The 20,191-nt window shown below is 67.4% G+C and carries 23 protein-coding genes and 3 pseudogenes; 15 read left to right on the top strand and 11 right to left on the bottom strand.

Translation table 11 applies throughout. The annotated features are described in order from the left end of the window. Positions 1-565 precede the first annotated feature (565 nt). The gene (locus ACFWB8_RS33585) at positions 566-943 is read left to right on the top strand and encodes a hypothetical protein (RefSeq protein ID WP_385235926.1); all 378 of its coding nucleotides are present in this window, start codon (positions 566-568) and stop codon (positions 941-943) included. Here the strand turns inward: ACFWB8_RS33585 and ACFWB8_RS33580 are convergent. The 3 genes from ACFWB8_RS33580 to ACFWB8_RS33570 all read right to left on the bottom strand — a co-directional run bounded on the left by ACFWB8_RS33580 (position 933) and on the right by ACFWB8_RS33570 (position 3,006). Next, positions 933-1,667 (bottom strand): hypothetical protein, encoded by a 735-nt coding sequence (locus ACFWB8_RS33580; RefSeq protein WP_385235923.1) that lies wholly within the window; start codon positions 1,665-1,667, stop codon positions 933-935. The genes ACFWB8_RS33585 and ACFWB8_RS33580 overlap by 11 nt on opposite strands. 207 nt (positions 1,668-1,874) lie before the next feature. Continuing rightward, on the bottom strand, positions 1,875-2,597 hold the full coding sequence (locus tag ACFWB8_RS33575) for a VOC family protein (protein ID WP_385235920.1): 723 nt from the start codon (positions 2,595-2,597) through the stop codon (positions 1,875-1,877). A 100-nt stretch (positions 2,598-2,697) separates the two neighbouring features. Then, complete coding sequence (locus ACFWB8_RS33570) at positions 2,698-3,006, bottom strand: hypothetical protein (RefSeq protein ID WP_385235917.1); 309 nt, start codon at positions 3,004-3,006, stop codon at positions 2,698-2,700. A 130-nt stretch (positions 3,007-3,136) separates the two neighbouring features. Between ACFWB8_RS33570 and ACFWB8_RS33565 the strand changes: the two genes are divergently transcribed. Then, entirely contained in the window at positions 3,137-3,685 is a 549-nt protein-coding gene (locus tag ACFWB8_RS33565) for a TetR/AcrR family transcriptional regulator (RefSeq protein ID WP_385235915.1), read from the top strand. Between the two features lie 843 nt (positions 3,686-4,528). Here the strand turns inward: ACFWB8_RS33565 and ACFWB8_RS33560 are convergent. The 5 genes from ACFWB8_RS33560 to ACFWB8_RS33540 form a co-directional block, all read right to left on the bottom strand. Beyond that, on the bottom strand, positions 4,529-4,858 hold the full coding sequence (locus ACFWB8_RS33560; protein WP_385235913.1) for a hypothetical protein: 330 nt from the start codon (positions 4,856-4,858) through the stop codon (positions 4,529-4,531). 553 nt (positions 4,859-5,411) lie between these two features. Continuing rightward, positions 5,412-5,654 carry a hypothetical protein gene (locus ACFWB8_RS33555; protein ID WP_385235910.1) on the bottom strand — a complete coding sequence of 81 codons (243 nt, stop codon included), beginning with the start codon at positions 5,652-5,654 and terminating at the stop codon, positions 5,412-5,414. Positions 5,655-5,684: 30 nt separating this feature from the next. Continuing rightward, a complete protein-coding gene (locus ACFWB8_RS33550; protein WP_385235906.1) occupies positions 5,685-6,167 on the bottom strand; it encodes an Imm21 family immunity protein in 483 nt (160 codons plus the stop codon). Positions 6,168-6,296: 129 nt separating this feature from the next. Next, positions 6,297-6,956 (bottom strand): response regulator, encoded by a 660-nt coding sequence (locus ACFWB8_RS33545; protein WP_385235903.1) that lies wholly within the window; start codon positions 6,954-6,956, stop codon positions 6,297-6,299. Further along, positions 6,953-8,206 (bottom strand): sensor histidine kinase, encoded by a 1,254-nt coding sequence (locus ACFWB8_RS33540; RefSeq protein ID WP_385235900.1) that lies wholly within the window; start codon positions 8,204-8,206, stop codon positions 6,953-6,955. The genes ACFWB8_RS33545 and ACFWB8_RS33540 overlap by 4 nt, the downstream gene beginning before the upstream one ends. A gap of 133 nt (positions 8,207-8,339) precedes the next feature. On the opposite strand from ACFWB8_RS33540, the gene ACFWB8_RS33535 reads away from it, so the two are divergent. The 5 genes and pseudogenes from ACFWB8_RS33535 (at position 8,340) to ACFWB8_RS33515 (ending at position 12,353) form a co-directional block, all read left to right on the top strand. Further along, positions 8,340-9,248: an ABC transporter ATP-binding protein gene (locus ACFWB8_RS33535; protein WP_385235897.1), complete on the top strand. Its 909-nt coding sequence runs from the start codon at positions 8,340-8,342 to the stop codon at positions 9,246-9,248. Next, positions 9,245-10,090 carry an ABC transporter permease gene (locus tag ACFWB8_RS33530; protein WP_385235894.1) on the top strand — a complete coding sequence of 282 codons (846 nt, stop codon included), beginning with the start codon at positions 9,245-9,247 and terminating at the stop codon, positions 10,088-10,090. The genes ACFWB8_RS33535 and ACFWB8_RS33530 overlap by 4 nt, the downstream gene beginning before the upstream one ends. 784 nt (positions 10,091-10,874) lie before the next feature. Next, on the top strand, positions 10,875-11,063 hold the full coding sequence (locus ACFWB8_RS33525; protein ID WP_385235892.1) for a hypothetical protein: 189 nt from the start codon (positions 10,875-10,877) through the stop codon (positions 11,061-11,063). Positions 11,064-11,522: 459 nt separating this feature from the next. Beyond that, a pseudogene (locus ACFWB8_RS33520) lies at positions 11,523-11,756 on the top strand (transposase); the annotation flags it as partial. A 9-nt stretch (positions 11,757-11,765) separates the two neighbouring features. Continuing rightward, entirely contained in the window at positions 11,766-12,353 is a 588-nt protein-coding gene (locus ACFWB8_RS33515; protein WP_385235889.1) for an SMI1/KNR4 family protein, read from the top strand. A gap of 105 nt (positions 12,354-12,458) precedes the next feature. Here ACFWB8_RS33515 and ACFWB8_RS33510 read toward each other — a convergent pair whose 3' ends face one another. Further along, a complete protein-coding gene (locus ACFWB8_RS33510) occupies positions 12,459-13,124 on the bottom strand; it encodes a TetR/AcrR family transcriptional regulator (protein WP_385235886.1) in 666 nt (221 codons plus the stop codon). Positions 13,125-13,178: 54 nt separating this feature from the next. Between ACFWB8_RS33510 and ACFWB8_RS33505 the strand changes: the two genes are divergently transcribed. From ACFWB8_RS33505 to ACFWB8_RS33495, 3 genes are all read left to right on the top strand, one after another. Continuing rightward, positions 13,179-13,943 carry an SDR family NAD(P)-dependent oxidoreductase gene (locus tag ACFWB8_RS33505; RefSeq protein ID WP_385235883.1) on the top strand — a complete coding sequence of 255 codons (765 nt, stop codon included), beginning with the start codon at positions 13,179-13,181 and terminating at the stop codon, positions 13,941-13,943. A gap of 217 nt (positions 13,944-14,160) precedes the next feature. After that, complete coding sequence (locus tag ACFWB8_RS33500; protein ID WP_385235880.1) at positions 14,161-14,307, top strand: hypothetical protein; 147 nt, start codon at positions 14,161-14,163, stop codon at positions 14,305-14,307. A gap of 71 nt (positions 14,308-14,378) precedes the next feature. Continuing rightward, positions 14,379-14,672 carry a transposase gene (locus ACFWB8_RS33495; RefSeq protein ID WP_385235877.1) on the top strand — a complete coding sequence of 98 codons (294 nt, stop codon included), beginning with the start codon at positions 14,379-14,381 and terminating at the stop codon, positions 14,670-14,672. A 3-nt stretch (positions 14,673-14,675) separates the two neighbouring features. Here ACFWB8_RS33495 and ACFWB8_RS33490 read toward each other — a convergent pair whose 3' ends face one another. Continuing rightward, the gene (locus ACFWB8_RS33490; protein ID WP_385235874.1) at positions 14,676-15,887 is read right to left on the bottom strand and encodes an FAD-dependent monooxygenase; all 1,212 of its coding nucleotides are present in this window, start codon (positions 15,885-15,887) and stop codon (positions 14,676-14,678) included. An 88-nt stretch (positions 15,888-15,975) separates the two neighbouring features. Here ACFWB8_RS33490 and ACFWB8_RS33485 point away from each other — a divergent pair, with 88 nt between their 5' ends. Continuing rightward, positions 15,976-16,722: a TetR family transcriptional regulator gene (locus ACFWB8_RS33485; protein ID WP_385235871.1), complete on the top strand. Its 747-nt coding sequence runs from the start codon at positions 15,976-15,978 to the stop codon at positions 16,720-16,722. A 50-nt stretch (positions 16,723-16,772) separates the two neighbouring features. On the opposite strand, the pseudogene ACFWB8_RS33480 reads toward ACFWB8_RS33485, so the two are convergent. Then, positions 16,773-17,095: pseudogene (locus ACFWB8_RS33480) on the bottom strand (long-chain fatty acid--CoA ligase); the annotation flags it as partial. Between ACFWB8_RS33480 and ACFWB8_RS33475 the strand changes: the two are divergent. The 4 genes and pseudogenes from ACFWB8_RS33475 (at position 17,027) to ACFWB8_RS33460 (ending at position 20,013) form a co-directional block, all read left to right on the top strand. Next, positions 17,027-17,263 carry a hypothetical protein gene (locus ACFWB8_RS33475; protein ID WP_385235868.1) on the top strand — a complete coding sequence of 79 codons (237 nt, stop codon included), beginning with the start codon at positions 17,027-17,029 and terminating at the stop codon, positions 17,261-17,263. The pseudogene ACFWB8_RS33480 and the gene ACFWB8_RS33475 overlap by 69 nt on opposite strands. 100 nt (positions 17,264-17,363) lie before the next feature. After that, entirely contained in the window at positions 17,364-17,774 is a 411-nt protein-coding gene (locus ACFWB8_RS33470) for a hypothetical protein (protein WP_385235865.1), read from the top strand. Positions 17,775-18,473: 699 nt separating this feature from the next. Next, a pseudogene (locus tag ACFWB8_RS33465) lies at positions 18,474-19,010 on the top strand (transposase); the annotation flags it as partial. Positions 19,011-19,179: 169 nt separating this feature from the next. Next, complete coding sequence (locus ACFWB8_RS33460) at positions 19,180-20,013, top strand: transposase (protein ID WP_385235862.1); 834 nt, start codon at positions 19,180-19,182, stop codon at positions 20,011-20,013. Positions 20,014-20,191 lie beyond the last annotated feature (178 nt).

The following is a 20,191-nucleotide window of genomic DNA, read 5'->3' as shown; positions in this document are numbered from 1 at the left end:
CGAAAGCGCGCGACGCGAACCACGTCGCCGCACACTGGAAAGAGGCACTGAACCAGTTCTCACTCTTCTTCGAGGACCGGCTCAGCATCCAATGACACCAGGCGACTTACACAAGATCGCTGACACGCCCCGGCCGTATTGCAGGAGGTCGGTGAAGACTGGGAGCCGTGCGTGTAGGCGAGCTGCTCCCTGGCCGTGGCTCTCGGGACTGGTGGTCGTGGCGCGGTTCCGCTGTACGGCGGGGCCATTGACGCGTCGGGCGGGTACGTGCGGGGTGGCTGTTCCCCGCTCACTGGGAGGTGCCGAGTGGGTCCGTCGGCGGTGGCCGGCCGGCCCTGCCCGCTGGGTTCCGGGCCGTGGCTGCTCCTGTCCAGCGGCCCGGCAGCGTCGCGGTCCGAATAGGGTCGTGTCCGGTCCGTGCCGGCATGGGTGTGCGGGTCAGGCCCGGTGTCCAGGACGCTGTCGAGTCCGGGGAATGGGCCTTGATCTCTCGGGCCGCGCAAGCGCGCCCTCAGTCTCATGCGCCGAGGTGTCCGGGACGCCTCCCCTCCGAGGGTGATGGAACGTGATTTCGCTCTGGGGCAGGGGCGGGGCCGCGCTCGGTCTCGCTGGTGGTGAGGTGGTTGTGACGGTCTTGCCTCCGCGGTGGAAGTGGATGTTGGGTTGTCGGTTGTCCGGCAGCCATCCGAAGCCGCCCGGTGTGGAGGGTGCCGGAGGGCAGGTGTGGTGCGCGGCCGGACGCTTCGACGGTGATCATGCCGGGGCTGGCGGCGATCTGGAATGCGGTGGCGCCGCCGGCGTGGTGGCGCGCGTCTGCGCTGATTCGGGCGCCGATGTCCATATCGGCGGCAGTGCCGTTCGGCTGCCGGATGAAGCTTCCCTCCAGGGTGCGCCCGACATGGAGCTGAGGCCAGTCGGCCTGGCCGTCGCGTTCAGGGCTTAGCGCAGGTCAGCACTAGCTGCTCGCTCCGAGCGCTCATGTTCTGGGCCGGGACGTGGAGGGTGACGAACACGCTCACCGATGAGACGTTTGCCATTCCCGAGACGTCGACCACCTTGAACAGGGAATGGCTCGTGGTGCCGGGGGTGAAGGTGACCGAGCCGGAGGAGTGCGGGTCGGCGCTGGACGCGTACGTCCAGTAGTAGTCGACCTTGCCCTGTCCGGTGGCCGTGATGCTGCCGTCGAATTCCGCCTTGTTCGACTTGGTGCAGTCGACGACGGTCCCGGGCTTGGTGAGTGTCTTCACCTCCACATTGGTGACCTTAACGTCCTGCTTGCCGCTGCCCGGGTCTTCTCGGGGGGTGGTGCATCCGACGCGCTTGTTCTGGTTCCCGCCATGGCTCTTGTAGCTGACGTTGTACTTCCCGTACCGCACGTTCTGTCGGTCGAGGTCGCCCTGACCATCCACTGTGGTCCTGAAGGAGAACTTCGGTCCTTCCACCCGCACCGACTGATTTGCCGGGAATCCGCTGAGGCGGAGGTCGTAGCCGCGGTCCCCGGCCGGCTCGCCGGTGCCGTCTGGAACCAGCTCGCAGGAGGGGCCCGCCGGGGCGGCCGCCGCCGTGCGGCCCTGGGCCGCGAAGGCGGGGGTGAGGGCGACGGAGGAGACGAGGAGCGGTGCTGCGAGAAGCGTCAGAAGTCGATGCCCGTTCAACTTCCGGTTCATCGTGCTGCCCTTCATGAGAGGAAGCCCCCCGATGTCGGACCACCAGGATATCGGTGAGGGAGTGCCGGGGCGCGGCGTACGGCCAGTCGACCAGGCTGTAGAAGAATATTCGGGCGGCCGACGGTCAGCGGCGCGAGCGCGGCGAAGGCGATGAGCCAACAACTTGGTGCGCGATTGTCTCGGGTAACGCGTTCGGGCGGAGCGGGGCTATCGGGCGTGCTGGGTAAGGCCGAACAGAGCGCCGGTGGGATCGCGCAAGACCACGTCTCCGTTGGGGTCCTGCCGCACTTCGGTCGCACCGAGCTGTCGGGCCCGTTCGGCGTCGGCATGGGGTCTGTTGCTGGCGAAACTGACCAGCCAGAGTGATCGCTGCGCCGTCGGTTTCGCTGGCGGCGCGCTGGTGGTGGCGATGGAGTTGTCCGGCAACCGGAACTCGGTATGCCGGGGGCTGGAGTTCCAGTGCAGTGCTGGTCGGTAGAAGGCGGCGGCATGCGCGCAGTGGTCGGTGAGAAGGCTGATGCCGGCGAAGGTACCCGGTTCATGGCTCAGTTCCATGCCGGCATGGGTGCCGGGCTGCCAGAGCGACAGTGGTGCGCCGACGGGGTCGAGCGTGACGGCGGCGTGGCCGAGCGTCCCGACCCGGGTGGGTGGCACGATGATCTGAGCGCCCAGGTTCGTGAAGCGGGTGGCGGTGGCTCGGATGTCCTGCACGGTGACGTTGGTCGTCCAGTAGGGTGCGCCGGCGTCCTCGGCTGGCCCCAGGGCGGCGACGAGATGTCCGCGCAGCGTGCAGAGCCGGTAGCCGTTGGAGTCCGGTTGGGCGACGGTCCAGCCGAACAGCGCGGTGTAGAACGCCGTCGTCGTCTCCATGTCGGGGGTGCCGAGGTCGATCCAGCTCACGGTGTTCTCGGGGTGCTGCGTGATGTTCATCGAGATGACTTTCCGTTGAGGCCGCCTCGCCCCGGCCGTGGAGCGAGGCGGTGTTCAGAGCTGACTCGGCGGCGACGTGCGGTCGTGGCAACCTGCGGTGTCAGGTGTAGTAGGGCGAGTTCAGGTCGATACTGGCGTCTTTGACGATGTCGCCGTCGAACAGTCGTGTCGTTGCCGGGGCTCCGGCCCGGCGGGCTTCTTCGGCGAAGGGGCCCTGAGCGAAGGCCAGGGCGTTCTCGGTGCTGTCGAACTCGTAGAAGCCACCGACGGTGTGCGTTCCGATGCCGGACAGCCACGTCTTGCGGATCAGGCCCGGTGCGGTCTTCAGCGCCGCGTTGACCTGGTGCCAGTCGAACTGCTCGAACGGCACTGCCACCTGGATCTCGGTGTAGAGAAATGTCTTGCCCATCACGGACCTCCGGGTTCGGGGGGCTGTCCAGCCCACCGCTTCTAGTACGTGCGTCCTAGTAGGGTGAGCATGGAGTAGGATGGCCGTACTAGTCAAGGGGGTCGCGATGGCCGCGGACACAAAGTCCCGCATGATCAGCGCAGCAATCGGACTACTGCAGCGCCACGGCCTGGCCGCGATGTCCTTCACCGACGTCCTGGCCGAGAGCGGTGCCGCGCGGGGAGCGATCTATCACCATTTCCCAGGCGGTAAACAGCAACTCGCGCTCGAAGCCGCCCGCCGCAACGCAGAAGACGTCCGCAGTCACCTGCACGAACTGCCGGCCCGCACGCCACGCGAAGTCGTGGAGGCGTTCCTTGGCAACGTCCGCCCCGTGGTGCAGGCGTCCGCCGGGGGCGGCGGCTGCGCAATCGCGGCGGTCACCGTCGACGGCGGTGCGGCCATTGCCGACCAGAGCAGCCTGCGCACCGTCGCAGCCGAAGCGTTCACCGGATGGGTCGGCGAGCTCACCGGAAAACTCACCCACGCCGGAATGAGCTCGTCCCAGGCCGCTGATCTGGCCACCCTCATGATCGTCACACTCGAAGGCGCCCACATCCTGTGTCGCGCTGCAGGCAGCATCGCCCCTTTCGACCAAGCCGCTGCGGCCCTGCTCTCCGCCCTCCCGAGCGCGGGGTGACCCACCGGACCACAACCACGTGGCGCGCTGACACGATCAGGCTTCTGCCATGGCATGAACAGGGCCGCGCGGGCTGGGTGTTGCCGTGACGCAATACCTTGGCCGTCGGTCTTGTCCCATCGTGTCTTCACCGGCCTCCAGCGCCGTCGACTCGGTTCGCTGATCGCAGAGTTGGCCGAAGCGTGGATGGCTGCCGAGGAGGGTCGAGGGTCGACTGCACGGGCGTCGAGGCCGCAGCCGGTTGCGTGCGGCCGGTGCGGGACCCGCTCCCCAGCTGGTGTTCACCGACCGGGTCATCGCCACGCTGGTCGTCCTGCGATTCCAGCTCCCGCACGCGGCTCTGGCCCTGCTCTAGGGAGTGGAGCGCTCCACGATCACCCGGGCTGTCCACGAAATCGTCCCCTTCCGGCAGCTCGGGGCTTCGCCATCCCCGGCCATGGTGACCTGCGGCTTCGCGCTCTCGCGGACGTCTTCGCCTATGCGGCGGCCGAGGATGTCGAGCTGCGGCTCGACGGGACGGAGGTCCGGGTTCGACGACCCCGGGCGAACAAGTCAGGCGGTCGCGCCTTCGTCTCGGGCAAGATGCGGCAGAACACCAAGAAGGCCACCGTCGTCACTGGCGGGTAGGGCCGCACCCTGTGGACCGGGGCCTTCCGGCCCGGCCGAAATGCACGATCAGACACCCGTGAAGACCGAAAGAGTCTGCGACCACAGCCCGAATTTCCTCACTGCGGCTCGTCGCCTCAGTTTGTTTACGGAGTGAACAAACTGAGCAATGTGGGGAGCGGAAAGCAGAAGGGCTCACCGGCTCACCGATCGCTGGGTCCTTGCGTGCGGGGTGGGTCAGTGGGACGAGACGAAGCCAGCTGATTGGTAGAGGTGGAACGGTGAGCCGGGGCGGTTCGGCGTCCAGCCGGTGGTGAGAGCGGTGCGGATGCTGTCGGTGACCTGGGCGGGCAGGATCGGGCTGCCTTGTGCTGCGAACCAATTGCTCGGGTGCGGCTGGTTGGTGGTGATCACCAGTGTGGTGCCGGGAGTCTCGGCGTGCTCGACCGCGTAGGCAAGAGGTGACCGGACCAGGCTCTGGTCGTAGGTCGGCCGTCCGCGGAGTCGCCACCGGTAGGTGGTGCCGTCCACGGTGATGAGCCGCGATCCCCTTTTGGCCAGCGCCATGTCCATATCCTCTTCCGTGTGACAGTAGTAAACAGCGGCTGATCGTGTCGTGCCGATTCCCCTCGGACGGTGTCAGGTTCTGCGCATCGGGATCACGTCCTGGCTTGCTGCTGGGATGATGGGTCGCGCGGCTTCGGGAGTGAGACGTACTGCGCGCGGGCCTCAAGGCGCTTGTCTGCCACCGGCGGCCCCGCTGCCGGCCCCCGCCGCCGGCCCGCCCGGGTCGACGCGCGAGTGTGCATGGGTGTTCTCGTGGCAGTGTTTGAGTGTCCGCCGATGGGGGCTGGTCGTGCCTGGTCGCGTGTTCCGTCGGTGTTGATCATGGCTGCCATGTGGTGACCAGTCTGCTGACGTGAGAGGCCCATGAGGTGGGCTGCCGCTGTCACCGCCTTGGCTGTTCCCGCTGAAGGCACAGCGCACGGCTGTCAGTTGTTCGGTGACTCGCAGGTGTCTCGCCACCGGAACGCTGGGGCTGGGCTGGCCGGAGAGCACTGGATGCCCGGAGGAAGCGGGGCGACTGTCGTAGCCGCAGGTGTGATTTTGACGCCGGGCGTTAGTGCCAGAAGAGTTGCTCGATGACGATCTGGGGGCCGGCGGTGCGGTGGGTGAAGGTGTAGCGGAGCCAGCCGTGGCCGTGGTCGAAGTACAGGATGTGCGCGCCGCGGGGATCGGTGGAGCGGACGGGCGCGATGCTGACCCTCGCCGTGTCGAGATGGTCGTCACGGTAGGGATGGCGAGAGGTCTTCAGCTCGGTGACGGCGTCGAGGGTTGATCCTGCTTCAGTGCCCCTCAGCAACGACTCTCCAGGATCTTTACCAACGTCGGGTCAGGCCAGCTCGACAAATTGGTGGACGCGAAAGGACGTCGAGCTATTGGGTTCGACGCTTGCCGAGTCCACCCGGTAGAGGCCGGCGCCGAGTTCGAGAGCGGTGCTGTCCGTGAGTGTCCCGACCTCGGTGCCGAAGTAGGCGGCATCGAACATCACGAGCTCGCCGGTGGTGCTCAGTACGGGTCCTTCCTCCCACTCGGCGGTGGGAAGCCCAGCCCGGATGACGTCGGCAACGCCATCCTCGCTCTGCGCGTAGCACCAGCGGACGAGGACTCGATACTCAGGAAGGTAGGCGGTGGAGAGAGGTTCGTCCCCGAGGACGAGTGCCTCGGCTCCGTCAGGCAGTGCGAGGACTCCAACGAATTCCATCACCTCGCAAGCCCGGTCGTAGTCGCCCTCCGTTCCCGACCAGTGCGGCAGCGCGGTGCGTGGAACCACGATGAACGGGCCGCCCTCCGTCTCCAGCCACGTCAAAGACACGCCGCCTCCACTTTCAGGATCTCAGTTCCGTCGCGACAGCGTATGTGGAGGGTCCGACAGGGCTCATGCCTGTGGTGGTCGAGGTACGCGGTGACGGGCCCAGGGCCGTGACCATCCCTTGCAATCCACTCACTGGGATGTTGCCACCAGGCCCGCCTCGTAGGCCAGGATCACTAGCTGCACCCGGTCGCGGGCATCGAGCTTGGCGAGCAGGCGGGTCAGGTAGGTCTTGGCGGTGGCGATGCTTATGCAGAGCTCGCCTGCGATCTCCGCATTGGACAGGCCCCTTCCGACGAGGGTCAGCACCTCGCGTTCCCGGGCGGTGATGCCGCCGAGCTCCGCCCGCCGCGGCGGTGCCGCTGCGGGTCGGGCGGTGAAGTCTTTGATCAGCCGACGTGTGACAGCTGGTGCGATCAGAGCGTCCCCGGCGGCAACGATCCGGATTGCGGAGAGGATGTCGTTCAGAGCCATGTCCTTGACGAGGAATCCGGACGCGCCGGCGTGCAGCGCCCCGTAGACGTAGTCGTCGTCGTCGAAGGTCGTCAGGACGACGACGCGTGCGGAGCCGGTGCCTTTCGTGATCAGCCGGGTGGCCTCGATGCCGTCCATGCCGGGCATCCGGAGGTCCATCACGACGACGTCGGGGGCGAGTTCCTCCGTCAGTCGTACCGCTTCTGCGCCATCTCCGGCCTCACCCACCACCTCCATGTCCGCGGTGTCGGTAATGACCATCTGCAGGGCGGCGCGGACCAGGGGCTGGTCGTCGGTGAGTACGACGCGGATGGTCATCTGGCTCTCGCCTTCTCTTCTGCCTCGGTCATTGCCGGTAGCGGCAATCTGACCGCTACCAGGAAGCCGCCCCCGGGGCGGGGCCCGGCCGTGAAATCGCCGTGCAGCAGGGCAGTCCGCTCGCGGATGCCGATCAGGCCGTATCCGGTGTCCGTGCTGGTGTCGCCGCCCTTCCCTCGGTCCGAGACCTCGACGGCGAGTTCGTCCGTGCGGTAGTCGACGCGCACGAGGCAGGAATCGGCCCCCGAGTGCCGTACTGCGTTGGTCACCGACTCCTGGACGATCCGGAACGCTGCGAGGTCGACGTCAGCGGGCAGGGGGCGGTGCTTGCCCTGCCAGCACACCTCCACGCGGACACCGGCGGCCGTGGCCGTCTCGGCGAGCCGTTCCACGTCCGCCAGGCCGGCGGCCGGCTGCAGGGATGTTGGTGCGGGCCCACGGTCTTGACCGGTGCCTTCCTGATTCTGGTCGGCCTGGCGCAGGGCGCCGAGCATCCGCCGCAGCCCGGACAGGGTCTCGCGCCCCGCCTTCTCCACGGTGAGCATCGCCTCCCGGGCCCTGTCCGGCTGGGTCTCGACGACCCGGGCCGCGGCGCCGGCCTGCAGGGCGATAATGCCGATGCTGTGGGCCACGGTGTCATGCATCTCGCGGGCGATGCGCAGCCGTTCGGCGGTGACAGCCTGCGCGGCGGCCCGTGCGTACAGCTCTTCGGCGTGGGCTCGGGCCTGACACACCGAGTTGCCGATGAGCCAGGCGATAACCACAGTCAGGGCCAGGAACGGCTCAGGGGCGATTCCTGAGTCGTCCCCCATGAGCAGCCGCATCATGAAATAGCAGGTGAGCACGCCGAGTGCCCCTGCGGCCGCCGTGAGCGAACTCCGTCGGGATCGGATGGCTGCGATGTAGCAGAGTGCCACATCCACTGCGAGAAACTGCAGCGGCGGGATCTCGTCCTGGCGCCAGGCCGCCGTCGAGGCGACCGTGCCGGCAATCACCAGTGCGTACGCCGGCGAAGGACTGCGCCGCAGCACCACACTGCCGGCCAGGACCAGCACGAAGGCGAGAGCGAGCAGAGCCCGGGCGCCGAGCGAATCGAGCCCGTCCCGGGGGAAGTTGAGCGAGTGCGTCGGCCCGGGCGGCGTTATGACGTACTCGACGATGGGCTGCACTGCTGCCGCCAACCACGTCAGCGCCGTCCACAGGCCCGGCGGTATGCGCTTGAGGAGAGGCAAAGACAGAGAGGCGGACATCTGGTGATCGTAACCGTGTGGCGTTGAGGGGCCATCGGCCCGTGGTCGTACAACCGGGGTTGACACTCGCGCCCGGCGCTTGTCAGCTCCAGCCCGACGACGGGCGGGGTCGCCCCCCGGCACCGTTGTCCCCGTGATCGAAGTCAACGAGCTCACGAAGCGATACGGCAGTACGACGGCCGTCAAAGATCTGACCTTCACCGTGCGACCCGGTCAGGTGACCGGGTTCCTCGGACCGAATGGTGCGGGCAAGAGCACTACGCTGCGGATGATCCTCGGCTTGCATGAGCCCACCAGCGGCCGCGTCACTGTCGGCGGCCGTTCCTTTCGCGATCGCCCCCGCGGCCTGCGCCATGTCGGCTCCCTTCTCGACGCGCACGATGTGCACGGCGGGCGCAGCGCGGTAGCACAGTTGTCCGCCCTGGCCCGCAGTAACCGCATCCCGCAGCGCCGGGTGGAGGAGGTGCTCCGGGAGGTCGGTCTCGCCGAGGTCGCCCGGCGCCGCATCAGCGGATTCTCGCTCGGCATGAAACAGCGGCTCGGCATCGCCTCCGCCCTGCTCGGCGACCCACCGGTACTGCTCTTCGACGAACCGCTCAACGGCCTCGACCCGGAAGGCGTGAGGTGGGTGCGTGACCTGTTCAGGCGACTTGCCGCCGAAGGCCGCACCGTGTTCGTCTCCAGCCATCTCATGTCCGAGATGGAGCACACCGCCGACCAGCTGATCGTCATCGGCCGCGGCGAGCTGATCGCGGCGGAAAGCCTCGCGGAGTTCTCCGCTCGTGGCACCCGGCAGAGCGTCACGGTGAGCACGCCCGCATCGGCCGTCCTGAGAGACCTGCTCGCGGCCGAGGGAGCGACTATCCACACGGCGGGCGACCTGCTTGCTGTGACCGGCGTGACCGCGGTCCGGATCGGTGAGATCGCCATGGAACACCGCATTCCGCTGCATCACCTCAGCGCCCGGTCCGCCTCCCTGGAAGAGGCGTTCATGGAGCTCACCGCCGACAGCGTGCAATACCTCGCAGGAGACCCCCAGTGACCACGACATACGCTGCCGTTGACGAACTCGGCGCCGACGAACCCCGCGCCCGATTTCACGACCTGGTGGCCGCCGAGTGGATCAAGCTTCGGTCGCTGCGCTCAACCTGGATCGCGTACGGGGCCACCGCACTGGCCGTCATCGCGTTCAACGCGGGCACCGCCTACGACACCTACAACTACTGGCCGGAGCGGAGCGCGGCGGACCCGGCCGACTTCGTCCGGGCCGGAATTCCGCTGCAGGAGGCGTTCACGGGGAACGCCGCCATGGTCATGATGCTCGCCCTCGGTGCCATCGGCGCCGTCGCGCTCATCGGCGAGTACAGCACGGGCACCATCCGTACGACGTTCGCGGCCGTTCCGGCCCGCCGTTCGGTGATGGCCGCCAAAACGGTGGTCGTCACGGCCGTCAGCACCGTCTTCGGCGCGATCGTCGCGGGGGCCTCATTCGGGCTGACGCAGGCAATCCTCGACGGCCGGGACGCAGGCATATCGATCAGCTACCCGGGCGCCCTGCGCGTCGTAGCGGCGTCCGCTCTTCTTGCGCCCGTGTGCGCGCTCGCCGGCATGGCGATCGGCTCCGTCATCAGGCACACCTCGGCCACCATGATCACCTCGGTGGTAGCCATCCTCGTACTGCCCATCGTCTTCACCGACGGCCGCCACTGGTCGGCGGTCGCCGGGCACGCCACGCTCTACCAGGCGTGGTTACAGCTCGTGGAGGTCGGCTCACCCCAGACCGACTTTCCGTGGACGACCGGCGGAGCCTGGACCGTCTATGCGGTGTGGGCGCTCACCACAGCCGTGCTCGCCGTCACCAGCGCACAACGGCGCGACCAGTGAGAGAACCGGTCAGCCAACTGCCCGGGTGGCAGAATGGCCACCCCCCACCTGGAAGCAGTTGGTAGTCGGCTCTGTTGTGTCGTCGTCGCCGTTACGCCGAGGCCGTCAGAATCAGCCTGACCGAGACGCGTGCTCCGACCGCCCCGCCTACCGGGCCTGCCGCACGAAACTGGTACGGCATGGGACCGGGTCTGTCCTGCTCGATCGCTTTCGGTGGGGTTCGGTGTGGTGAGTCACCGGTGAATCGGCTCGCTGGGTGGTGAGTGGATTGGTGACTCGCCGGTGTGCAGGGACCGGGAAGTGGTGATCGGATCGGTGAGTCACCAGGGTGCAGGGGCGGGCTCGGAGAGTGATGACATTTGCTGCCGGGGCTCGACCCGCTTCCCGCCTGGCGTGTACTTCCGCTGGAGCCGACCCAGATGGCGTCGTCGGAGCGGCATATGCGGACAGTTCCGACGTGAATGGGCGAATTTCAGTCAGTTGTGAGTTCAGTTCGTGCACCTCGCAGGGCCTTGCGATTCTGCGTCGGTTACTCTGGGTGATCGCTTGGTCGGATCATGGTCGGGGGGAAGAATGAGTGAACATGCCCAGTTGGTCGTGTAGCTGCTGCCGCAGCCGCCGCGCTCGTTACGGAGATGGTGAAGGACAGTTGGTCGTCCATGCGGGCGGCTGCGGCTCGGTTCTTCGGGCATGCCGGCGAGCTGGAAGCGGAGCGCCAACTCGCTCGTCTCGACGCGGACCAAGCACAGGCGGAAACACTCGACGGTGCGCTGCTTGAGGAACGGTGGCAGCGCCGCTTCATGACGCTGAGGAGGACTTCCCTGAAGCCGCCTGCGATCTCACCGTGCTCGCCGGCCGACGTGAGAACGCCGAGAAGGCCGGCGTCAACCAGAGTGCGACGGGCAACACGGGACCGGTCATCCAGGTCTGTAGGGACAACTTCGGCGGTCTGAATGCAGAAGGGCGACGCTGACCGATGCCCGACGAGCCTTCACCGCGGCTTCCGCGGTAGACCTCCAGGGACAACATCGGGCCGACGGTCCAAGTGGGCGGCAACAACCAGAGCCCCATCACGGTCACCCACCGGTTGTCTTTGCCCTGCTAGGTCCTATTAGTGCCGCATCAGGCAACGTTCGCCCTGTTGGTGTGGTGGCAACTTCGACTCTTATCCTGTGCCGCATGGGTGACATGCAGATGGAGCGCTACCGCCATGAGACTGTGGAGCTGACGGTGGGGGAACTGCGCGAAGCGCTCATGGGTTGCCTGCCGAGGCTCCGGTACGGATCGATGTGCCGTTGAGTCCAAGATCGGATGAGATGCGTGACTCGGTCGACTCGGGGGGCCACCACTTCGTGGTGAGCGGAGTCGTATTGCATGACGTCGACTACCTCAGGCAGGGAGAAGTGGTCCTGCAAGCAGATTTTTCCTCTGAGTGGTACGTCCGTCCGGGTTGGCGTCGGACGTTTTGGATGATCAGCTGATCAGTCAGCTGGTTGACCGGGCCAAGGCCGACGGGATCAAGCTGACGGGCCAGGGGGTCTGCTACAGCAGTTGACGAAGCGGATTCTCGAGTCGGCTCTGGAAGGCGAGATCACCGACCACCTCGGGCACGAAAAGCATGAGAGGGCCGGCTCGGGCAACACCCGCAACGGGACCCGGAAAAAGAAGATGCACCATGGATCCCCGCATACCCCGCTTGCGCCGCAAGCTGGCCGCGATCCCGTTCCAACCACTGCGCAGCCACTCCTTCGGGGAAGAGCAACACGAGTTTCGCCTTGGTCCGAAGCTGGCGGAAGCACGCGTCGCTGCGTTTGAGGCCGAGCACGACATCGCCCTGCCTGATGCCTATCGGCAGTTCCTCACGCAAATCGGCGGCTCAGGCGCGGCGCCGTTTTACGGCCTCATGCCGCTGGAGCGGTGTTCCCTGCTGGTCATGAATCCGCGCGGGGAACCAGGGGCACCCCGCGGCTTCAACGGCACAGGATCCCGGACCCACGAACGCGACCTCTTCCTCCACGTCATCGAAATGGGCTGCACCGACGTATGCGTCATCGCGGTGACCGGTCCCCTCACCGGCCGCGTCCTAATCGGCAACGGCGACGGGTTTTGGGGCCCCAACGTCTCCTCCGCCACCGACTTCCTCGACTGGTACGAACGTTGGCTCAACCACATGAGCGCCGGACGCGACAACCGGGCCCTGGAACTCACCTCACCCCGGCTTCGTGCCCATCCAGACCGCTATCGCATGGCCCCGAAGATCTGACTCTCCGTAACCACTCCACGGAAAGTGAGCCAGAACCCGAGAAGCGACAGCACCCAGTTCGGAACGCTCGATGACTGCTGCTCGTCGCAAAGCTGTCGGGCCGAGTCAGACCTGTCCTGACGGTGGGCATCGGTCGCCCCAGTCCCTCCGGCCAGCGGCGACGGCGACGTCTCCGAAGGACGCGGCGAGCGCACGTGCGATCAGTTCGGGCAGTTTCGTCTGCCCGTCGTCCTCGGCCCAGCGCGTCAGCGCCGTGTGCATCGCGGCCAGGCAGGCGCTGGTCGCCGCCCGGGCGCGGAACGCGGCGTCGGGATCGGTCATGTCATCCCCGAGGGCGTCGACGATGGCCTGTTGTAGCGCGTACTGGCTGTCCAGGTGGCGCGCCCGCAGCGCGGGCGTGGAGACCATGAGCCGAAGACAGTCCAGCAGGAACCGTTGGTTCGCCGCCGGTTCGTCCCCGTCGCCACCGGTCAACGCCGCAGCCGCGTCGACGAGTGCGCCGCCGACGCGGCGCACCAGGGGATCCGTTGCGCACGACGCGGCGACCCGCTCGGCGATGAGCCGGGCAGGCTGCTCGACGAGGACAAGGTCTTCCTTGGTGGGGAAGTGCCTGTACACGGTCATCGCCGAGACGCCGGCAGCCTCGGCGACGTCGGCCACCGTCACCGCGTCGTAACCGCGGCTGGTGAACAACCGCACCGCGTGCGCCTGGATCATGCGCCGTGTCTCGGATCGCTGTTGTTCCCGCAGGGTCGGTCTCTGCTCCATCATGTGATAGACACTACCTTAACGTTAGTGACTAACATGAAAGCGGGGGTGGGCGGCGTGAGCGATCAGGCCGGCAGGACGGCTTTGGTGACGGGCGCGTCACGGGGCATCGGGCAGGCGATCGCAGCCCGGCTCGCGGCCGAAGGAGCCATGGTCATCGTGCACTTCGGCAGGGACAAGAGCGGGGCGGCGGCGACGGTCGAGGGGATAGAGCGCGCCGGTGGGACCGCTCTCGCCGTCCGGGCCGAGTTAGGTGTGGACGGCGATGTGGAGAGGCTCTTCGCCGGTGTCGAGGCCGGCTTGGCCGGTCGGCCGCTCGACATCCTCGTCAACAACGCCGCCGCTGCCCCGGCTGGCCCGCTCGGCGCGACGACCCGGGCGGAGTTCGACCACCTGTTCGCGGTGAATGTGCGAGCGCCGTACTTCATCATCGAGCACGCGCTGCCCTTGCTGCGCGACGGCGGCCGGATCATCACGATCTCTTCGGTGGCGACCCGGATGGCCAACCCGGCCCAGACGTCCTTCGCGATGACGAAGGCCGCGGTCGAGACGATGAGCAGGACCCTGGCCAACCAATTCGGGGCCCGAGGGATCACGGTGAACGCGGTCGCTCCCGGAGCAACCAGGACGCCGACCAACGGAGTCGTTTTCGACGTGCCGGGCCTCGCCGAACAGATCGCCGGCATGGCAGCGCTCGACCGGCTGGGCGAGCCCTGCGATGTCGCCGACGTGGTCGCCTTCCTCGCCTCCGACGCTGCCCGCTGGATCACCGGCCAGGTCATTGACGCGAGCGGTGGCCTGTTCCTCGGCCCACGCGTCTGACCGGCGAGGGCAACCCACCGGCCTCATCGAACCGGCGCTCCCACTCAGCGCTGTCCAAACCTGTAAACAATTCGACACATCCGTGGACGGCAGCCGCCTCCCAAGCTGATGAACAAGCGTTGTCCTTCTCCGTGTACAGAGCCACCGCCGTGGACCTCGTTTCCCGGTCCTGGCCGTCTCGTTGAGCTGAACGAGTGATGGGGAAGGGGCGGGGCGGATGCGGCAGGACGGGGAGCCGGAAGACCTGATCGAGGTCTGGACGCTGCTCGAAGACGACATGAAGAAGGTGCGGAACAAGTTCGGGGCGACCCGGTTGGGCTTCGCGCTGGTGCTCAAGTTTTCGGCTCTGTCGAAGATCTTGTGATGCCACCCGGCTGAGCTGGTGTGGACACGCCCGACAATGGATCTTGTTGATCCTGGAAGGTGTAGATCCACATGGCACGGCCCTCGAAGTACAGTGCGGAGTTTCGGTCCGACGCGGTCGCGTTGTGGCGGGCTGCGGCGGGACGGCGGACGTTGAAGGACGCCGCGGCCGATCTGAATGTCAACCCCGAGACACTGCGGACCTGGGTGCGTGACGCCGACGGTCGTCCCGTCGCCGTCGCCGTCGGCGCGTCGCAGGACCAGACAGCCCACCAAGATCAATACTCATGTCCACCGCGAGTGTCGCCGACCCCCGCCCTCGTACTCATACAGAGAGTCGTTCAACAGGGGCTCACGAGCAGGTGATCCTCACGTTGTGGGACTTGTGCTCCTCGCATGAACGATCTCCCGGCCGGTCGCATTCCCGGCGCCCGGGAGCCGCTGCCCCAGCCACCCGCCGGCGGCGGCCAGCGGCCACAGCCGGGAGCCGAGATCGCGGGCCAGGATGCCGGGCCGGGTCGCCGGGACGATCAGCGCGGCGGCGCGCCCGATGCCGCGCTGCTTCGGCCCGACCAGCTCGCGGTGCGCGGCCTCGTAGTGGCGGAAGGCGGAGCGGTGGTCGCCGGGGGTGGCCGCGAGAGCGGCAGCCAGGGTGTCGGCCCCCGCCATGGCCAGGGTCGAGCCGTCCCCGAACAGCGACACGCAGGAGGCGGCGTCGCCGAGGAGCGCGACGCGGCCGTGGGACCAGTGGTCCAGCCGCACTTGGCTGACGGAGTCGAAGAAGAGGTCGTCGGCGGCCCGTACGCGGCCCAGCAGTTCGGGCACCTGCCACCCGCCGCCCGCGAAGGCCTCGGTCAGCAGCCGCTTGTGCTGGGAGCTGTCGCGGTGGTCGAAGCCGGGCACTGCGGGGCTGCGGAAGACGAAGAAGGCCAGGGCGCGGCCTCGCGAAGGGTGGACGGAGACCAGCCGGCCGGGGGTGTTGTGCAGGACGACGTCCCGCTGGTTGTCGGCCGGGGTGTCCAGGGAGGTGGTGGCGACGTACATCCCCATGTGGCGCACGAAGCCGGACTCGGGGCCGAAGGCCAGCCGGCGGACCTGCGAGTGCAACCCGTCGGCGCCGATCACCAGGTCGAAGCGGCGGGGCGCGGCGTGGGTGAAGGTGACGTCGACGCCGTGCTCGTCCTGGCTCAGGGTGGCGATGGAGTCGCCGTACAGGAACTCGGCGTGGTCCCGGCTGGCCTCGTGCAGGATCGCCGCGAGGTCGCCGCGCGGGATCTCGACCTCGCGGCTGCCGGACGCCCTCCGCACGGCCCGTACGTTGACCCTTCCGACCCGCTTGCCCGAGGCGTTGACGAAGCGAAGGTCCGTCACATCGGTGGAGGCCTCGCGGAGCTTCAGCATGATCCCCATCCGCTCGGCCACCTCCACGGCCCGGCCCCGGACGTCGACCGGGCTGCCGCTGGAGCGCTGGGTCCCGGCGCGCTCGACCACAGTGGGCCGTAAGCCGTGCCGGGACAGCCAGTGGGCGAGGGTCTGACCGGCGATGCCGGCTCCGGAGATGAGTACGGTCCGACTGGTCATGGGGTGCCTCCCGTTAAGACTACTGACCGGTGGTCAGAAATGACGCTACTCCCCTGTCCATTGGTCAGGCAAGGGATAGCCTCACCCCATGACCGAGGACATTCCGCAGGACACCCGGGCACGGATCCTGAGGGCGGCGCTGGAGGAATTCGCCGCCCGGGGCTATCACGCGACGTCGGTACGGGAGATAGCCGAGCGCGTGGGCGTGACCAAGACCGCGGTGCTCTACCACTTCCCCGGCAAGGCCGACATCGTCGCCGCGCTGGCCGGGCCGATGCTCGACAGCCTCGACGCGGCGGTGGCGGCGGCCGGCCTGGTCGATCCCGCCGAGGCCCGCTGGGTCGCCGTCGAGGGCCTGCTGGAGGTGTGGCTGACCCACCGCTACCTACTGCGGATGAACCTCCGCGACATGGCCCTGGCCGCCCCCGGCCAGGTCTTCGGCCGCTTCCGCGATGCCATGATGCGGGCAAACGCCCTGGTCGCGGGCCCCGACCCGGACTTCGCGGACCGTGTGCGCGCCGCCCAGGCCGTCGCGATGCTCTCCGACCCGGTGGTGCTGTACGCCGACGCCCCGGTCGAGGCCCTGCGCGCCGCTGTGCTCAGCGGGGTGCGGCGGCTCCTCGGCGACCCCGCGCCGCCGTCGGGGCGGGCGGGGCCGCCGTCCCCGCGCCCCGACCGGAGTCGTCGCGGCCGGCCGGGCGTGATGAGCCCGGACATGGCCCGTGCGGCCCGCCGCATGCGCGACTCCGGGAGCACCGCGGGCGAGATCGCTGCCGCGCTCGGTGTCTCACGGGCCACGGTCTACCGGCATCTCACGGCGGCCGACGAATACTGAGACAGTAGCGAGACAGTTTATGAGACACCACCCGCCGGTGCGTGGGTGCGTCAGCTTCGGTACGGCAGCTCGATCTCCCGCTCGTACGCCTTCTCGATCGCCTTGCGCTTCAGCTTGAGCGAGGACGTCAGCAGACCGTGCTCCTCGGAGAACTGACCGGGCAGGATCCGGAATCTACGGATCGACTCCGCCTGCGAGACCAGGGTGTTGGCGGCGACCACCGCCCGCCGGACCTCGGCCTCCAGGTCCGGGTCGAGGACCGCTCGCCGTCCGGTGGGACCGGCCTGCCGCGCATGGCCAGCCAGTGGGCGATGCCCTCGGGGTCGAGGGCGATGAGGACGCAGATGAAGGGCCGGTCGTTGTCGAGAACGACGTACTAGGTCTGCCGGCCAAGAGTTGGCAAACTGGTGAGTCGTTCTACGACACCTCGGCCACGGCGGTAGCCGCCTCGGGTCAATGCCAGACCTTCTGGTACCTCACCTTCACCAACGCCCCCTACTCGGCAGCCGTCACCAGCGCTTCCATGAACGAAGTACGTTGACAACGCCACTGCCGGCCGCCCCGTTGTCGGCTGTGTTGTTCCGTGGGCGGCGTCCGACCTTGTCTATACGCAGGCTGCGACCCCTGAACTCGCCGACCACGTGGCCAAGGCTCAGGCCTCAGGGCTGCCCTCAACGCTCACCCGCACAGAGAACCAGACCATCATCGACTCCAACCGGAATCAGGCGTGCGGATCCGCACCGAGCGTGCCGAACAAGTCGTGCGGCGAGTACCCAATCGCCACGTCCCACCAGGGGCTCAACGTCGGCGGCACACGTCGCACCCAGCCCGGCTGCGGCTTCAGCGGTGTTCCCGCTGCCACCGGCCCCGCAGGCGTGAGCGTCTGCATGATTGTGGCCACCGAAAACAGCTCGCAGGGTGGCACGAACACGCAGTTTTCCGGCGTGAACGAGTCCTTGAAAACGAGCCGTTCAACGTTGTCGTCCGTTGAAGCACGGCAAGCATCACGCCGGCTAGCGGCGGCCCTGTTGCCTGAGGACCGCCATAGCTGATGTCCTCAGCTGAGCGGGGGCGGGGGAGTCGAAGACCGAGGAGCAGTGAGCATGCAGGCACTACCCCAGGTATTCGTCAACGAGGGGACCTTCGGGATCCTCGACGACGGCGACGTACCCATCGAGACCGTCGACTGGTCCCAAGGCCTCATCGCACCCATGGCCAACGGCGCCCTCGTCCTCACCGGCATCAACACTGGCAACGTGCACGTACAGATTGCGTGCGACCGAACAGAGCTACCCAGCACTGACAGCGAATTGTGGGAGGAAACCACCCGCTCTCGCATCTGGGCCCCTAGCGGCAAGCTCCGCATCGAATCGCTCGTGCACGGGCCCCACCAAGGCCTCCCACTCCTCAGCACGGCAGGGGCGGGCTGGTATGAGGTGGAAGTCAGAGCACGCGGCCGCCACCTGAACCCTGACGGCTCAGTGCTTCAGTCCTCGGAGTGCTACCTCATCGACGTTCGGCCCGACACGGACACTCCACCGCCAGCCACGGCGGACACGCCCCCGCCAGTGGACGATAGCGAGGGACTCCGAAGGCAACGGCTCCTCCGAGGATTGTAAGCGGCCTCGGCGTCAGTGTGGCTGTCTGGCATGTCGTTCGGCGGGACTGTAAGAAGAACGGTGTAACTCCGATCATGGAGGATTGCACCTGTGACCAGCGAGAACATAGCGAAACCGTCCGAGGCGGAGGCCGTGTCGGCGGGCGTGGATGATCGTTTCCTGAACGAGCTTGTGGCCCGTGCCCAGGCCGAGGGCTTGCAGCTGACGGGCGAGGGCGGTCTGCTCCAGCAGCTGACGAAGCGGCTGCTGGAGTCCGCCCTTGAGGGCGAGATGACCGATCATCTCGGCTATGACCGGCACGATCCCGCCGGGAGGAACGGCGGCAACTCGAGGAACGGCAAACGCTCCAAGACGGTCGTCACAGACGTCGGGCCGGTGGAGATCGAGGTGCCGCGGGACCGCGAGGGAGCGTTCGAGCCGCAGATCGTCAAGAAGCGGCAGCGCCGGCTGACCGGCGTCGACGAGATGGTCCTGTCGCTCTCCGCGAAGGGCCTGACCCACGGCGAGATCTCCGCCCACCTGGCCGAGGTCTACGGAGCCGAGGTCTCCAAACAGACCATCTCGACGATCACCGATTCGGTGATGGAGGGCATGGCCGAATGGCAGGCCCGCCCGCTCGACCGCGTCTATCCGGTCGTGTTCATCGACTGCATCAACGTGAAGATCCGGGTTCTGTCGACGATCTTGTGATCCGGACGGTTGAGCGGACCACACCGACTGTTCGCGATCATGCATCACGTGCTCACGTGATGTGTTCTTGGAGCTGTTTCCGTACCTGTCCGCGCTACTGATCGAGGAGGTCGAACGGAGACCGGACAGGGTAGTGCTGAGGACGCGAGTGCGGGATGCGACCGGGTCCTGCCGGTGCGGCCAGAGCTCGGCCCGGGTGCACGGCCGGTATGTACGCACGCTGCGTGACGTCGCCGTGGGCGGGCTCAGTGTCGTGATCGAGTTGTCCATACGCCGCTTCCGCTGCGAGAACCGCGCCTGCACGGCGGTGACGTTCGCCGAACAGATCGCGGGACTGACCACCCGCCGCAAGCTGGTCAACGCCCGCTCCGCCGACGATGTCGTCGCCAAGAGCCTGCAGCGGGCGCACGTCGTCGACCCGTACCTCGGCTACCTGCACCGGCGCTGGAACGAAGGCGTCCGAAACGCCGTACAGCTCTACCGCGAGATCCAGGAACTGGGCTATCGCGGAGGCGAGTTGGCCGTCCAGCGTCACTTGCGCCGCTACCGGACCGAGCGTGGACACGCACCCGACCCGGGTCCAAAACCTCTGTCGGTCCGCGAGGTCACCTCCTGGATCATGACTCACCCCGAACACCTTCGGGACGAGGACGCCGACAAGCTGCACCGGCTGCGCGAGCGTGATTGCGAACTCGACCGGCTCACCGGTCATGTCAGGAAGTTCGCCGCGATGATGACCGGGCGCCACGGCGACCGCCTCGAGGACTGGATCACCGGAGCCGAACACGACACCCTGGCCCCGCTCGCATCCTTTGCCCGCAACCTCCGTCGCGACTTCGCCGCCGTCCGCAACGGAATGTCCCTGCCGCACAGTTCCGGAGCCGTCGAGGGCAACATCAACCGGCTGAAGATGCTGAAGCGCCAGATGTTCGGCCGGGCCAGCCTCGATCTCCTTCGCAAACGCGTCCTGCTCGCACGATGAGGCCGCCCCACCGGATCACAAGATCGTCGACAGAACCCGGATCTTCACGTTGATGCAGTCGATGAACACGACCGGATAGACGCGGCGGTTTCCAGTGATCGTTGCGACTCAGCAGTAGGCGAGTTCTCTCGACCAGCGTCTCATGGCCTCGGCTGGGGTGCGGTCTCCGAGGACGAGG

The organism is Streptomyces sp. NPDC060031, assembly GCF_042736805.1.
GTDB lineage: Bacteria > Actinomycetota > Actinomycetes > Streptomycetales > Streptomycetaceae > Streptomyces.
Note: the sequence above shows the minus strand (reverse complement) of the source record. Positions and strands in the feature narration are given on the sequence as shown.